17 protein-coding genes are annotated in these 15,146 nt (G+C 61.7%); 9 read left to right on the top strand and 8 right to left on the bottom strand.

Annotation, left to right across the window (positions count from 1 at the left end):
- Positions 1–326 precede the first annotated feature (326 nt).
- Positions 327–1,739, bottom strand: a complete 1,413-nt coding sequence (locus tag P3C29_RS31050) for an amino acid permease (RefSeq protein WP_275966288.1) — start codon at positions 1,737–1,739, stop codon at positions 327–329.
- Between the two features lie 525 nt (positions 1,740–2,264).
- On the opposite strand from P3C29_RS31050, the gene P3C29_RS31045 reads away from it, so the two are divergent.
- A complete protein-coding gene (locus P3C29_RS31045) occupies positions 2,265–2,402 on the top strand; it encodes a hypothetical protein (protein WP_003175756.1) in 138 nt (45 codons plus the stop codon).
- Positions 2,403–2,479: 77 nt separating this feature from the next.
- Complete coding sequence (locus P3C29_RS31040; protein ID WP_010169887.1) at positions 2,480–3,439, top strand: hypothetical protein; 960 nt, start codon at positions 2,480–2,482, stop codon at positions 3,437–3,439.
- Positions 3,440–3,650: 211 nt separating this feature from the next.
- On the opposite strand, the gene rluB is transcribed toward P3C29_RS31040, so the two are convergent.
- The 6 genes from rluB to P3C29_RS31010 form a co-directional block, all read right to left on the bottom strand.
- A complete protein-coding gene (gene rluB / locus P3C29_RS31035) occupies positions 3,651–4,901 on the bottom strand; it encodes a 23S rRNA pseudouridine(2605) synthase RluB (protein WP_010169888.1) in 1,251 nt (416 codons plus the stop codon).
- A gap of 143 nt (positions 4,902–5,044) precedes the next feature.
- Positions 5,045–5,236: a DUF1289 domain-containing protein gene (locus tag P3C29_RS31030; protein ID WP_003220079.1), complete on the bottom strand. Its 192-nt coding sequence runs from the start codon at positions 5,234–5,236 to the stop codon at positions 5,045–5,047.
- Between the two features lie 15 nt (positions 5,237–5,251).
- Positions 5,252–6,211 (bottom strand): SMC-Scp complex subunit ScpB, encoded by a 960-nt coding sequence (scpB, locus tag P3C29_RS31025; RefSeq protein WP_275966287.1) that lies wholly within the window; start codon positions 6,209–6,211, stop codon positions 5,252–5,254.
- Between the two features lie 12 nt (positions 6,212–6,223).
- Complete coding sequence (locus P3C29_RS31020; protein WP_173406103.1) at positions 6,224–6,922, bottom strand: ScpA family protein; 699 nt, start codon at positions 6,920–6,922, stop codon at positions 6,224–6,226.
- A 120-nt stretch (positions 6,923–7,042) separates the two neighbouring features.
- Positions 7,043–7,672 (bottom strand): L-threonylcarbamoyladenylate synthase, encoded by a 630-nt coding sequence (locus P3C29_RS31015; RefSeq protein WP_003220075.1) that lies wholly within the window; start codon positions 7,670–7,672, stop codon positions 7,043–7,045.
- 13 nt (positions 7,673–7,685) lie between these two features.
- Positions 7,686–8,549 (bottom strand): PHP domain-containing protein, encoded by an 864-nt coding sequence (locus tag P3C29_RS31010; protein WP_010169890.1) that lies wholly within the window; start codon positions 8,547–8,549, stop codon positions 7,686–7,688.
- Between the two features lie 87 nt (positions 8,550–8,636).
- On the opposite strand from P3C29_RS31010, the gene P3C29_RS31005 reads away from it, so the two are divergent.
- From P3C29_RS31005 to P3C29_RS30975, 7 genes are all read left to right on the top strand, one after another.
- Entirely contained in the window at positions 8,637–9,233 is a 597-nt protein-coding gene (locus P3C29_RS31005) for a septation protein A (protein WP_275966286.1), read from the top strand.
- 1 nt (position 9,234) lies between these two features.
- Entirely contained in the window at positions 9,235–9,534 is a 300-nt protein-coding gene (locus tag P3C29_RS31000) for a YciI family protein (protein WP_010169892.1), read from the top strand.
- A gap of 106 nt (positions 9,535–9,640) precedes the next feature.
- The gene (locus P3C29_RS30995; RefSeq protein WP_010169893.1) at positions 9,641–10,048 is read left to right on the top strand and encodes a translation initiation factor 2; all 408 of its coding nucleotides are present in this window, start codon (positions 9,641–9,643) and stop codon (positions 10,046–10,048) included.
- A 7-nt stretch (positions 10,049–10,055) separates the two neighbouring features.
- A complete protein-coding gene (locus P3C29_RS30990) occupies positions 10,056–10,733 on the top strand; it encodes a response regulator transcription factor (protein ID WP_003220065.1) in 678 nt (225 codons plus the stop codon).
- Between the two features lie 231 nt (positions 10,734–10,964).
- On the top strand, positions 10,965–11,429 hold the full coding sequence (locus tag P3C29_RS30985; protein WP_010169894.1) for a hypothetical protein: 465 nt from the start codon (positions 10,965–10,967) through the stop codon (positions 11,427–11,429).
- Between the two features lie 67 nt (positions 11,430–11,496).
- Complete coding sequence (locus P3C29_RS30980; RefSeq protein WP_201125175.1) at positions 11,497–12,840, top strand: HAMP domain-containing sensor histidine kinase; 1,344 nt, start codon at positions 11,497–11,499, stop codon at positions 12,838–12,840.
- A 40-nt stretch (positions 12,841–12,880) separates the two neighbouring features.
- Positions 12,881–14,230 carry a CoA transferase gene (locus P3C29_RS30975; RefSeq protein WP_275966285.1) on the top strand — a complete coding sequence of 450 codons (1,350 nt, stop codon included), beginning with the start codon at positions 12,881–12,883 and terminating at the stop codon, positions 14,228–14,230.
- Positions 14,231–14,281: 51 nt separating this feature from the next.
- On the opposite strand, the gene P3C29_RS30970 is transcribed toward P3C29_RS30975, so the two are convergent.
- Complete coding sequence (locus P3C29_RS30970; protein WP_275966289.1) at positions 14,282–15,145, bottom strand: AlkA N-terminal domain-containing protein; 864 nt, start codon at positions 15,143–15,145, stop codon at positions 14,282–14,284.
- Between the last annotated feature and the right edge of the window lies 1 nt (position 15,146).

The raw sequence follows: 15,146 nt of genomic DNA, 5'->3' as shown, positions 1-15,146 counted from the left end.
CTCTGGCTTCTACCACTCAAGCCGGCCTGTAGGCCGCTGTGCTCTTGCTTTTGATCTTGATCTGACTGCCCCAATAAGCCCGAGGCCGAACGCAGGGATTGAGGAGCGGGTAAACCGGCAGGACGCCGGTTTAGCCGCGACGGGGCAGGGACGCCCCGTCGCGGCGGCCCGCGGAGCAATGCCGGAGTGAGGGAACACCGAGCCTAGGCGAGGTGCCGACAGGCGGGGCAGAGCCCTTTGGTTACTTTGGGGCTTTTCCAAAGTGACCCGCTGTAAGAGCGGAACCATAAGCGGCCGTTACCGCAGCAACGGATATGTACCCGAGTTCAACCCCGACTCAACACCCCCCCCTCCCGAGCCTTGCGCTTATTCTTGATGCCGTAGCAAACCCACATAAACACCACCCAAACCGGAATCGCATACACCGACACCTGAATCCCCGGAATCAGCAACATCACGCCAAGGATAAACACCACAAACGCCAGGCAAATGTAATTCCCATACGGGTACCAAAGCGCCTTGAACAAAGGCACCTGCCCCGTCCGATCCATATGCTGGCGAAACTTAAAGTGCGAAAAACTGATCATCGCCCAGTTAATCACCAGGGTCGCCACCACCAGCGACATCAACAGCTCCAGCGCATGCTGGGGAATCAGATAATTCATCAACACCGCCACCAGCGTAATCGCCGCCGACGCCAGGATCGACCGCACCGGCACCCCGCGCTTGTCGATCTTCGCCAACACCCGAGGCGCATCACCCTGCTCGGCCATCCCCAACAACATGCGACTGTTGCAGTAGGTGCCACTGTTGTAGACCGACAACGCCGCCGTCAGCACCACAAAGTTGAGAATGTGCGCCGCAGTGTTACTGCCCAGCATTGAAAACACCTGCACAAACGGACTGCCGCTGTAGGCGTCACCGGAAGCATTCAGGGTTTCCAGCAGGCTGTCCCAAGGCGTCAACGACAACAACACCACCAGCGCGCCAATGTAGAAAATCAGGATCCGGTAGATCACCTGGTTGATCGCCTTCGGGATCACCGTGCGGGGTTTGTCCGCCTCAGCCGCAGTAAACCCGAGCATCTCCAGGCCGCCAAACGAGAACATGATGATCGCCATGGCCATCACCAAACCACCGACGCCATGGGGGAAGAAACCGCCGTGTTCCCACAGGTTGGTCACCGAGGCTTGTGGCCCGCCGGTGCCGCTCACCAGCAGGTAGCTGCCCAGGGCGATCATGCCGACGATGGCGACCACCTTGATGATCGCAAACCAGAACTCGGCCTCGCCGAAGACTTTGACGTTGGACAGGTTGATCACATTGATCAGCACGAAAAAGGCCGCGGCCGACACCCAGGTCGGGATCTCGGGCCACCAGTAGTGCACGTATTTACCGACGGCCGTCAGCTCCGACATGCCCACCAGGATGTACAAAATCCAGCAGTTCCAGCCCGACAGGAAGCCGGCGAAACCACCCCAATACTTGTGGGCAAAGTGGCTGAAGGAACCGGCCACCGGCTCTTCGACGATCATTTCGCCCAGCTGGCGCATGATCATGAAGGCGATAAAGCCGCAGATGGCATAGCCGAGGATCATCGACGGCCCGGCGGATTTCAGCACACCGGCCGAGCCCAGGAACAGCCCGGTGCCAATCGCGCCACCGAGGGCGATCAGTTGAATATGGCGATTTTTCAGGCCGCGCTTCAGTTCGCCTGAATGCGAGTTGGCTTCACTCATGGAAAGGGTCTCACGCAAGGTTTGATGGTGCTCATGGAGGGGTGCTGCTTTGGTAACGGGCTACAGCAGCGCCGATCAAACCCCGGTCCAGCGTTTTTTCTTACGGTCATACGTCACCTGTTGTTTTTATCTGTGACGAAATCGAACCCGACGGGCTTGTGGCCAGGCGGAATGAACAAGGCGGATAGCCCTGAAATAGTTGGATCACAGTAAAACGCGGCGCATTGTACACCGCCAAACCTGTCTGGGCTGACAGGATGCGGTGCGGCAGATAGGAGGGACATTAGGAAAATTCTTTCAGATAACGAGAAGTTGACGAAAGGACCATTCCTACAAAACGACGCAACCAACTCGCTGTTTCGTCGACATAAACCAAAACGCCAGCAAAACAGAATAAAAAATCCAAATGAAACCGTGTCAATAAAAATTTTGCATTCCCAAACACACTCTTCTAGGTTCATCCACTTGCCCAGCGCAGCCCGCTGGCATGCTCGTTCTCAAACAACGTCATCTAGGAGATTCACCATGCAAGCACTGGAAAATGACCTGGAAACCGAACTGCAACTCGACGATTGGTTTGAAGCGCCGACCCACGAGGCCGCCGTTGAAATGATGCAAGCCGATGCCGTCGTGCCGTTCGGCACCGCGATGTGGCCTTTCTAATCTGATCAGGCACCCCGGCAGGTGCGGGACGCCGCACCTGCCACTGCTCCTACCGAAGGCTTTGAAGGAAGGACGTCATGGACAAGGCCCGCGCCGTCGAACATTTTCTGTATTACCTCGCCCATCACCCGGCCCTCGCCGGCCTGCACCGCCCCACCATTTTGCTTGGCCATACCGAACGCTACGACGCCATCGCCCAGTCGATCATCCAGGGCAGCGCCGCGCGTTTCGACTTCCAGGTACAGCGCCTGGACCAGGCCCCCAGCGAAGCGCTGGCCAAGGCCATCGAAGACTGCGACCTGTACATGTTTCTCTACGATTCCTCGACCTTGCCCAACCCACGCGCCGAAGGCCCGGACTTTATCCGCGCACTGCAGGGCGTGATGGCTGAGCACTGGAAAAAGTCCCTGCTGCTCAAGGACTATGGCGATTACTTCTACGACACCTTCAGCGTCGCCCCCCAGCGAATCGCCGACCTCAACGCCACGTTGATCCGGCGCATGTCCCAGGCCAGCGTACTGAGCTTCACCGACCAACATGGCTCGCGCCTTGAAGCGCCCATGAGCAGTATCAAGAAGTGGACCAATATCAACGGCGTCGGCAACCACGACCTGGCGCCCGGCGAGATCGCGACCCACAGCGAGGCCATCAACGGCCAGGTACGGTTTGTCGGCACCTTCCTCAGCACCATCCCCTTTGCGCGTAAATACGGCGTACTGCAATCACCGCTGGAACTGTGGATCGAGAACTCGACCATCTGCACCGTCGCCAGCGAAGTGCCGGGGCTGGCGGACGACTTCAACAAATACCTGAATGCCAACCCGTCCAACCGCCGGGTGGAGGAACTGGGCATCGGCACCAATGAAGGCGTGAAGGACCTGTATGCGCGCAATGCCGGCTTTGAAGAGCGCCACTGCGGGCTGCATCTGGGCCTGGGTGGCGGGCAGAAAGGCAGTCATCATCTGGACCTGATCTTTGCCAGCGGCGTGTTGGCCCTCGACGACAAGCCGGTGTTTGATGGCGCGTTCATGTTCTGAGACGACTTTCAAAACAAATGGAGATCAAATGTGGGAGCTGGCTTGCCTGCGATGCAGGCAACTCGGTCCGCCGGCAATACCGAGGTGATGCCATCGCAGGCAAGCCAGCTCCCACAGGAAAGCAGGTTTGCTGTGTAGAGTGCACGCCAAATCCAGACCAAAAAAAACGCCAACCCGAGGGTTGGCGTTTTTTTGTGCAGTGCTTAACGACTCACTGCGGCTTCTTGCGACCAAAACCTGGACGCTGGCCGGAACCGGCCGGTGCACCACGACGCTTGCCCGATGGCGCGTCATCGACCAGTTTCAAGCCCGGGCGCTTTTTCGGCGCTGGCTTGGCCGGGCGTTTGGTGCTGGCACTGTCGTCGGAACGGCCGGTAGCCGGAGCACCACGGCCAGACTCGCCACGGTTACCGCGACCGCCTGCCGGTGCATCACCACCACGACCAGCCGGGCGCGGCGCGCGCGGAGCACGTTCGCCATCCTGACGAGCCGGTGCCGAAGGACGACGCTCGCCTTCGATGTGCGGCTCGCGGGAGATGCGACCGCCAGTGGCCGGTGCATCCAGCGCAGGGCGCAAGGTGCGGGCAACACGGTCGGTACGCGCAACAGGGCGCGACGATTTACGCTGCATACGCTCGAGTTTGTCTTTGCTCTTGGCGTTCATCTGAGGCATGGCTACCGGCGTCAGGCCGACTTCAGCACTCAGGATGTCGACTTCGTACTGGCTCATTTCGCGCCAGCGGCCCATCGGCAGGTCGGAGTTGAGGAACACCGGGCCGAAACGCACGCGCTTCAGGCGGCTGACCACCAGGCCCTGGGATTCCCACAGGCGACGGACTTCACGGTTACGGCCTTCCATCACCACGCAGTGGTACCAATGGTTGAAGCCTTCGCCGCCCGGAGCCTGCTTGATGTCGGTGAACTTGGCCGGGCCGTCTTCCAGCACGACGCCGGCCTTGAGGCGCTCGATCATTTCGTCATCGACTTCACCACGCACACGTACCGCGTATTCACGGTCCATCTCGTAGGAAGGGTGCATCAGCCGGTTGGCCAGCTCACCGTCGGTGGTGAACATCAGCAAGCCGGTGGTGTTGATGTCGAGACGACCGATGTTGATCCAGCGGCCTTCTTTAGGGCGCGGCATCTTGTCGAATACGGTGGGACGGCCTTCCGGGTCGTCACGAGTGCAGATTTCGCCATCGGGCTTGTTGTACATGATGACGCGGCGCACCGATTCGGCGGCCTCTTCACGCTTGATGACCTTGCCATCAATGGTGATGGCATCGTGCAGGTCGACGCGCTGGCCAAGGGTGGCTTCAACGCCGTTGACCTTGATGCGCTTCTGGGTGATCCAGGCTTCTACGTCGCGGCGCGAGCCTACGCCGATACGGGCGAGGACTTTCTGCAGTTTTTCACCTGCGGGGCCGATTTCCTGGCTGTCGTTCTGGTCTTGGTCACTCATCTTAAGCACCTCCCGGTGTGTCGATTCAGGCTTGGCCTGAAGATAGTAAAAGCTGGGCTGTTGGCAAACGCATCGCCAAAGGGTCGCGAATCATACGCTCATGGCGCGCGTTGCGCATCAGAGACTAGTCGATAAGTGCAGGTTCATTTGCCTTTCCGCCGACCGGTGGCCCCCAGCGCCAGCAGGCGCAACTCGGCTTCGGCGAGCACCGTGCGCTTGTCGACCTTGTCGAGTTTCTTCCAGGCGCGAATCTCGCGCTTGCTGCGCCCGCAGCCCACGCAGATGTCGTCAGTGAATTTGCAGATGCTGATGCAGGGGTCTTTGGTGGAGCTCATTTGAGTTCTTCTGCGTCAGTCTTCGAATTGGCGGCGCTCGTTTTCGATGGCTTCGGCCAGGGCACGGGCTTCGTCTTCTTCGTCGCTCAGCGGCGGTTGTTCGAGAGCGGCGACGGCGGCCAGCAGTTTTGCACGGGCTTCCGCGACGCCGAGAATGTCTTCTTCGGGTTCCGGTTCCGGCTCCGGTTCATCTTCGACCTGCGGCTCAACCTCAACGTTCAGTTGCAGCACGGGCTCCGGTTCCCCATCGCTGACTGCACCATCACGCAGCAGATCGTCGAAGTCGGTCTTGATGCCCTGCTCCATGTCGTCCAGTTCCAGCAACAGCGTATGGAAACTGGTTTCGTCCTTCGGCTCTTCCGGCTCGGCACTGGCGTCGGCCAGCTCCTGCAATCCGACGGGCACGGGCGCGTCGTCGAAGTCCAGAACCGGGTCCGGCTCCATCTCCCGCAGTTCGGCCAGCGGCGGCAAATCGTCGAGGTTTTTCAGGTTGAAGTGGTCGAGGAACACCTTGGTGGTGGCGAACATCGCCGGCTTGCCGGGCACGTCCCGATAGCCGACGATCCTGATCCACTCCCGCTCCAGCAACGTCTTGACGATATGGCTGTTGACCGCCACACCCCGCACGTCTTCGATCTCGCCCCGGGTGATCGGCTGGCGGTAGGCGATCAGCGCCATGGTCTCCAGCATCGCCCGGGAATAGCGCTGCGGGCGCTCTTCCCACAGGCGGCCGACCCACGGTGAGAACTTCTCGCGGATTTGCAGGCGATAACCCGAGGCCACTTCCCGCAGCTCAAACGCACGGCCATCGCAGGACTTGCGCAGAATCTCCAGGGCCTTCTTGAACACCGGCGGCTCAGGGCGCTCGGCTTCTTCAAACAGCTCGAACAGGCGTTCCAAAGATTGCGGCTTGCCCGAGGCCAGGAGAAAGGCTTCCAGCAGCGGCGCCAGTTCGCGGGGTTCAGTCAAATTCATCGATTCAGCTCTTTATTCGGCTCGCGCCCGCACGTGGATAGCCGCAAAAGGCTCATTCTGGACCAGCTCGACCAAGGATTCCTTGACCAGTTCGAGGATCGCCATAAAAGTCACCACGACCCCCAGGCGCCCTTCTTCTTTGGTAAACAACTCTACGAACGGCACAAACCCGCCGCCCTTGAGGCGGTCCAGCACATCACTCATGCGCTCACGGGTGGACAGCGCTTCGCGGCTGACCTGGTGGCTTTCAAACATGTCGCCACGGCGCAGGACTTCGGCCATGGACATCAGCAATTCTTCCAGGCTCACGTCCGGCAACAGCTTGCGCGCCCGGGCTTCCGGGGCATCAAGCTTGGGCACCACCACATCGCGACCCACCCGGCTCAAACCGTCAATGCCTTCGGCGGCGGCCTTGAAGCGTTCGTATTCCTGCAGGCGACGGATCAGTTCGGCGCGTGGGTCGTCCTCTTCCGCCTCGATGGTTTCCGAGCGCGGCAGCAGCATGCGTGACTTGATCTCCGCAAGCATCGCGGCCATCACCAGGTATTCGGCGGCCAGTTCCAGTCGTACCGTCTGCATCAACTCGACATAGCCCATGTACTGGCGGGTGATTTCCGCCACCGGGATGTCGAGGATGTTGATGTTCTGCTTGCGGATCAGGTACAGCAGCAAGTCCAGCGGGCCTTCGAAGGCTTCAAGGAAGACTTCCAGAGCGTCCGGCGGAATATACAGGTCCAGCGGCATTTCCATGACCGCCTGGCCGTAGACCATGGCAAATGGCAGTTCCTGCTGGGCGCCCGCCTGGCTGTCGACGGTTTCCACGGCCGACATTCAGGCCTCGACCATGAACGGTGCCGGGTCGCCGCAACCCACGCGCACCACTTCCGGCTCGCCGTCGGCCAGGTTGATCACGGTGGAAGCCTTGTTGCCGCCGTAGCCGCCGTCGATGATCAGGTCGACGTGTTTTTCCAGCAGCCGGCGCATTTCGTAAGGGTCGTACAACGGCTCCTCTTCGCCCGGCAGGATCAGCGACACGCTCATCAGCGGCTCACCGAGTTCGGCCAGCAATGCCAGGGCGATCGGGTGTTCCGGCACCCGCAAACCGATGGTGCGCTTCTTCGGGTGCAGCAGCAGGCGCGGCACTTCCCGGGTGGCGTTGAGAATAAAGGTGTAGGGCCCCGGCGTGTGGGCCTTGAGCAGGCGGAAGGTGCCGGTGTCGACCTTGGCGAACAGCCCCAGTTGGGACAGGTCGCTGCAAATCAGCGCGAAGTTGTGGTTCTTGTCCAGGTCACGCAGGCGTCTTACGCGCTCGACCGCATTCTTGTCGCCGATCTGGCAACCAATCGCGTAGGAGGAATCTGTGGGGTAGATCACCACGCCACCGGCACGGATGATCTCCACGGCCTGTTTGATCAGGCGCGCCTGCGGGTTTTCCGGATGAATCTGGAAGAATTGACTCACGTGTTCTACCTGTTCAGACGGTGGCAATAATGGGGTCATGTTTGAAGCGACACCAAAGGGGCGGCAAATCTTCCGGGACGGCACGGTACTCGCCAATCTCGGACCAGCCGCCAGGGCCATGAAAATCACTGCCGGCGCTGACCAGCAGACCAAATTCGCGGGCAAGAATCGCCAGGCTGCCGACCTGTTCGGCGGGTTGATGCCCGTTGACCACTTCGATTGCGTGGCCGCCCGCTTGAATATAGTCGCCAATCAGCTTGCGGCGCTTGCTGCGGGTGAAATCGTAATGCCAGGGATGCGCCAGGCTGACCCACGCGCCTGCTGCCCGCAGTGTGCCAACGGTGTCTTCCAGGGTCGGCCAGTGTTGCTTGACGTCTCCCAGCTTGCCGGCGCCCAGCCATTTGCGGAACGCTTCGGCGCGATCCTTTACAAAACCTTCACGCACCATCCAGTCGGCAAAATGCGGACGGGCCGGAGCGTTGCCGCTGTCGCCCAGTTCCTGCTGGATGGCGCGGGCGCCCTCAAGGCCGTTGGGCATGCCCTTCAAGGCCAGCTTGCGGCTTATTTCTTCGGACCGCAGCCAACGGCCATCGTGCAATTGGGCGATGGCCGCAACCAGCGGCGGCGCGTTGACGTCGAAACCGTAGCCCAGGACGTGAATGGTTGCGCCACCCCAGGTGCAGGACAATTCAACCCCGTTGACCAGTTGCATACCCAGCGCATTCGCGGTCTCGCGGGCCTCTGCCAGGCCTTCGAGGGTGTCGTGGTCGGTCAACGACAGGACTCGCACGCCTTTTTCAAACGCACGCGCAACCAGGACCGCGGGCGCCAGGGCGCCGTCGGAGGCTGTGCTATGGCAGTGCAAATCAACATTCACGGGAGTGTGTAACCTCAAGTCAGCTGGCGCTTTCGCTACCAAGGATGTTTGTTATTATGCCGCCACATCCAGCTTCTGGCTCTTACTGTGAAACAATTCATCGACTTCATCCCGCTGTTGCTGTTTTTCATCGTTTACAAAATCGCCCCACGCTCAATCGATATTGCCGGCCACGAGCTGACAGTCGGTGGCATCTACAGTGCCACCGCCGTGCTGATCATCAGCTCCGTGGTGGTCTACGGCGCGCTCTTCATCTCCCAGCGCAAGCTGGAAAAAAGCCAATGGCTGACCCTGATCGCCTGCCTCGTCTTCGGCAGCCTGACCCTGGCCTTCCACAGCGAAACTTTCCTTAAATGGAAAGCCCCGGTGGTCAACTGGCTGTTCGCCCTGGCCTTTATCGGCAGCCACTTCATCGGTGACCGCCTGCTGATCAAGCGGATCATGGGCCACGCGCTGAGCTTGCCGGACCCGGTCTGGGTTCGCCTGAACATCGCCTGGATCGTGTTTTTCCTGTTCTGCGGCGCCGCCAACCTGTTCGTCGCCTTTACCTTCCAGAGCTACTGGGTGGACTTCAAGGTCTTCGGCAGCCTGGGCATGACCGTGCTGTTCCTGGTCGGCCAGGGTATCTACCTGTCGCGCCACCTGCATGACACCGACCCTACCACGCCGAAAACCGAGGACTGACATGCTCTACGCAATCATTTCCACCGACGTCGCCAACTCCCTGGAAAAACGCCTGAGCGTGCGCCCGGCGCACCTGGAGCGCCTGAAACAGCTGCAAGCCGAAGGCCGCCTCGTATTGGCCGGCCCGCACCCGGCGGTCGACAGCAATGACCCGGGAGACGCCGGTTTTACTGGCAGCCTGGTGGTTGTCGAGTTCGCCTCCCTGGCGGCGGCACAAGCCTGGGCCGACGCTGATCCGTATGTGGCGGCCGGCGTGTACGCCCAAGTGCTGGTCAAACCGTTCAAACAAGTCCTGCCTTGATTCGTTGTGCGCTGAACCAATTGGCTTCGGCGCACTCCTAAACGCTCATTATTCCCGGTAACCTGCCGACAACGTTCTGAATATTCGTGTGGAATCAGGAGTTCCGATGCGCTTACGTCAGTTGTGTCTGTTGGCAGTGTTAATGATCGGGGCTACGGCCCACGCTGAAGAAACCTCGAACACCGGCAGTTCTACGCCCCTGTCCTTGAGTGCCGGCAGCCAGATCACCGATTTGCAGCAACGTTTGAAAGAAAGCGAACGGCAGCGGGAAGAACTGAGCAAGCAATTGCAAAGTGCTGACGCCACCCGGGAAAGTACCCAACTGAGTAAACTGCGCCAGGAGAACCAACGCCTGGCCCAGCAACTCAAAGAAGCACAGGGCAGTGCCTTGCCACGCTGGCTTACCGAACAACAGCAATGGTTCGTGACCGGTGGAGCAGTCGCGCTGATCGCCCTGTTGTGCGGGATCTTCGCCAGTGGCGGGCACCGGCGCCGTCGACAATGGCTAAATTGAGTGAGTCATGAGCGAGCTGTTACTGATAGATGATGACCAGGAGCTCTGTGAGCTGCTGACCAGTTGGTTGAGCCAGGAAGGTTTCCAGGTGCGCGCCTGCCATGACGGCTTGAGCGCCCGCAAGGCATTGGCCGAAGCCGCCCCGGCGGCGGTGGTGCTCGACGTGATGCTGCCCGATGGCAGCGGCCTTGAGCTGCTCAAGCAATTGCGCAGCGACCACCCGGAGTTGCCGGTGCTGATGCTCTCGGCCCGCGGCGAACCGCTGGACCGGATTCTCGGCCTGGAACTGGGCGCCGACGACTACCTGGCCAAGCCCTGCGACCCTCGCGAACTGACTGCCCGGCTGCGCGCCGTGCTGCGTCGCAGCCACCCGGCTGCCGTGTCCACCCAGCTGGAGCTGGGCGACCTGTGTTTCAGCCCGGTGCGTGGCGTGGTCACTATCGATGAACAGGAATTTGCCCTGACCGTCTCCGAAAGCCGCCTGCTGGAAGCCTTGCTGCGCCAGCCGGGGGAGCCACTGGACAAACAGGAACTGGCGCAAATCGCCCTGGGCCGCAAGCTGACCCTGTATGACCGCAGCCTGGACATGCACGTCAGCAACCTGCGCAAGAAGATCGGCCCGCACCCGGATGGCCGGCCACGGATCGTGGCGCTGCGTAGCCGCGGCTATTACTACAGCCTTTAACTCCTATTTTTGTAGGAGCCCGGCTTGCCGGCGATGGCGTCAGAAAGCGAGACGCAAGATCCGATAACGCCATCGCCGGCAAGCCGGACTCCTACAAGGATGGCGTGAGTTTTGTCAGCCCCGCCCAAAATCCTCTTTACCCAAGCTTTACCCTCCCCTGACTGCCGCTGACCTTGATCTCCGTAATCTACTCACATCCGGACTCACCGGAATAGAGACAGGAGAATCACCATGCGCAAGACCCTTATCGCTCTGATGTTCGCTGCCGCCCTGCCAACCGTTGCCATGGCCGCTGCACCTGAAGGCCCAGGCCCGATGGGCGGCCCGGAAGGTCACATGATGGGCGGCCCAGGCCACGGCGGCGAACACGGCATGCGGGGCAAAGGTGGCCCTTTCAGCCAGCTTGATCTGACCCATGAACAACGCCAGCAGATCGGCAAATTGATGGGCCAGCAATGGCACGCTCGCAAAGAGCTGGTCAAGAAGTACCTGGATAAACTCCCGGCCGCTGACCAGAAAGCCATGCAAGACGAAATGGCCGCCGGCAAACAGAAAACCCAGGCCGATATCCGTGCCGTGCTGAAACCCGATCAACAGAAGAAATTCGACGAGATCGTGAAGAAACAAGCCGAGCGCCGCGCCGAGTGGAAGGAATTCCAGGCCTGGAAAGCCCAACAGCCGCAAAAAGCGCAATAATGATCTAGCTTCACTCCCACAGCCCAGTGGCCACCGCCGCTGGGCTTTTCCTGTTTGAGGATTTCTTGTGCGTTCATTGTTCTGGCGCGTCCTTGCCAGCTTCTGGCTGGCCATCGCCCTGGTTGCCGGGTTGTCGATCCTGCTGGGGCATATGCTCAACCAGGATGCGTGGATTCTCAGCCGCCACCCCGGGCTCAATAACCTCGCGCAGGAATGGACGCAGCTCTATGAGGCTCAGGGCGAGGACGCCGCCCAGGACTTGCTGCAGCAGCGCAAGCGCCAGTACCACATCGACGTGCAAGTGCTTAACGAAAGCGGCGAGCCTGTGGTGCGCGGCACGTTCCCGCGTCGGGCCGCCGCCCTCGAAGCCCGGCAAAACGACAGCCAGGACCGCCACCTGCCCTGGCGCCGCCTGACCGCCGAATACACCAGCGAAAAAACCGGCGACACCTACCTGTTGATCTACCGCATCCCTCACCCGGAGCTGGACGCCTGGCACCGCAGCAGCCTGCTCTGGCCGTTGAGTGCCCTGGCGATCGCGCTGGTGGTGCTGACCCTGTTCAGCCTGCTGGTGACGCTGTCTATCACTCGCCCCCTCAGCCGCCTGCGCGGCGCGGTGCACGACCTGGGCCAGACCACCTACCAGCAAAACAGCCTGGCACGACTGGCCAACCGTCGCGACGAATTCGGCGTGCTCGCCACCGACTTCAACCGCATGGGCGCCCGCCTGCAAAGCCTGATCGGCAGCCAGCGCCAATTGCTGCGGGACGTGTCCCACGAACTGCGCTCGCCCCTGGCCCGCCTGCGAATCGCCCTGGCCCTGGCAGAACGGGCCACGCCCGAGGCACGGGAGAAACTCTGGCCCCGCCTGACCCGTGAATGCGACCGCCTGGAAGCACTGATCAGCGAAATCCTGGTACTCGCCCGAGTGGACGCCGACAACGCCAGCGCCGAAGACATCGACCTCAATCCGTTGCTCAGGACCCTGCAAAAAGACGCGCTGCTGGGTGCGCCGGACCAGCCCGTGCAGCTCGATGCCGAGGCCGGGCTGCAACTCAAGGGCTGGCCGACCATGATCGAACGCGCGGTGGACAACCTGCTGCGCAATGCCCAACGCTTCAACCCGCCCGGGCAACCGATTGAAATGGACGCCAAACGCCAGGGCGAACGCATTGTGATCAGCGTGCGCGACCACGGCCCCGGCGTAGACGCCGAACACCTGAGCCAGTTGGGCGAGCCGTTTTACCGGGCCCCGGGGCAAACCGCCCAAGGCCACGGCCTGGGCCTGGCCATTGCCCGGCGCGCGGCGGAGCGCCATGGCGGCAGCCTGATCCTGGCCAATCATCCCGATGGCGGCTTTATCGCCAGCGTGGATTTGCCGCTGGAACCCGGGGTTGTCATTCAACCCTGATGATCTTCTATGATGGCCCTTCTCATAAGGAGGGCCTTTGATGACTGATCTGCTCACTCCCATCCAGGAAGCACTCGACTTACCCGTCACCGCGCAGGCCTTCACCGAGGCCGGCGCCCTGCCCTCGACCTTTGCCGTCACCGAACTGGCCAGCGCCAGCATCGGCGCAGCCGGCCAGGCGGTTGCCCAGTTGCTGTTGCAGCAAACCGGGCGCCTGCCCTCGGTGACCGTCGATCGACGCCTCGCCTCATTCTGGTTCTCCTCGTCCCTGCGTCCCGACGGCTGGGCCACACCGCCGCTGTGGGACCCGATTGCCGGCGACTACGCATGCGCCGATGGCTGGATTCGCCTGCACACCAATGCGCCGCACCATCGCGCCGCCGCCGAGCGCGTACTCGGGCAGGCCGCTGACCGTGACGCAATGGCCGCGAAGGTTGCGCAATGGAACGCTGCCGAGCTGGAACAAGCGATTGTCGAGGCGAACGGCTGTGCCGCGCAGATGCGTTCGTGGCAAGACTGGCAAGCTCATCCTCAAGGGTTGGCGGTCAATCAGGAACCACTGGTTCATCGCCAGACCTTTGCAACCCTCAGCGACAAACCCTGGCTGGGCTCGGTGGCGCGGCCACTGGCGGGCATCAAGGTGCTGGACCTGACCCGCGTGTTGGCCGGCCCCACCGCCAGCCGATTTCTCGCCGGCCTTGGCGCCGATGTCCTGCGCATCGACTCCCCGGACTGGAACGAACCCGGCGTGGTGCCGGAAATGACCCTGGGCAAACGCTGCGCCCGCCTGGACCTGAAAAACCCCGACGACCGCAACCTCTTCGAGCGCCTGCTCAAGGACACTGACATCCTGCTGCACGGCTACCGTGCCGATGCCCTGGAGCAACTGGGCTACGGCGAGGCTGCGCTGCAAGCCCTGGCGCCCGGCCTGATCGATGCCAGCCTCAATGCCTATGGCTGGAGCGGCCCGTGGCGCAATCGCCGGGGCTTCGACAGCCTGGTGCAGATGAGCACCGGAATTGCCGAGGCGGGCCGGCAGTGGAAAAAGGCCGACAAACCCGTGCCGCTGCCGTTGCAGGCGCTGGACCACGCCACCGGGTACTTAATGGCCGCCAGTGCGATCCAGGCATTGAGTGAGCGATTGAAATCCGGGCGCGGCGGGTCGGCGCTGCTGTCATTGGCGCGCACGGCAAAGCTGTTGGTGGACGCCGGACAGGTTCAGGAACAACCGCCCCTGCGGGCCGAAGAACCGGGTGATCAAGGCCTGGTAGTCGAGCAGACCGCCTGGGGCCCGGCCCATCGGTTACTGCCCCCGGTAACCCTCAGCGGCACACCGTTGCAGTGGGATTTGCCCGCAGTTGAATTGGGTTCACATCGCCCTCAATGGTGACCGAAGATCCTGTGGCGAGGGAGCTTGCTCCCTCGCCACAGGTACGCAGAATCAATCTGCCCGGCTTAATGATGTCCACAAATGCTGCGCCGCGTACGCCCTGAGCGGTCGCCAGGCTTCAGCCCGTGCCAGCAACTGGCGCGGGCTCACCGGCCCGCCTTCCAGCGCGGCCAACGCATTGATCAACCCGATATCCCCCGAAGCAAACGCATCCTGCTCGCGCATCTGGCGCATGGCGATGTACTGGGCCGTCCAGTCACCAATCCCCGGCAATGCCACCAGCCGCGCCACGCTCTCCTTCAAGCTCGCTTTCGGCTGGAAGATCTGAGGGTCATCCAGCAACGCCTGGGCCACAGCCGACAAGGTGCGCCCGCGGCTTTTCGGCATGCCCAGGCTCGCCAGGTCCGCCGCCGCCAACACCTCGGCGTCGGGAAACACATGGGTCACGCCGGCATGGGGTGTCACCAACGGCGTGCCGTATTGCGCCACCAACTTGCCTGCCAATTTGATTGCCGCCACTACGGTGATCTGCTGGCCCAGTACCGCCCGAATCGCCAACTCCAACCCGTCCCAGGTTCCCGGCACCCGCAGGCCGGGCCGCGCCGCCACCAACCGTGCAATCAAGGGATCCGTCGCCAGTTGCCGCTGGATCAGCTGCGGGTCAGCCGCCAGGTCAAACATGTCGCGCAACCGCCGCTCAATCTCAGGCAACGCGTTCGGGTCGGGAAAACCCACCGTTACCTCAAGCCACTCCCCCGTGCCGGGCGTTACACTGAGCCAGCCATACTGACCGCCGACACTGATACTGCGCGAGTACACGCCGCCGTCCACTGTCTCCAACCCGCTGATCGCACGGGCCGACAGAAAACCCAGCATCGCCGCCCAGTCATAGGGCGCCTGATACCCCAGTTGAATC

It is taken from the genome of Pseudomonas sp. 1912-s (assembly GCF_029269205.1).
In the GTDB taxonomy this organism is placed as follows: domain Bacteria; phylum Pseudomonadota; class Gammaproteobacteria; order Pseudomonadales; family Pseudomonadaceae; genus Aquipseudomonas.
This window is presented reverse-complemented; position numbering and strand designations above follow the sequence as displayed.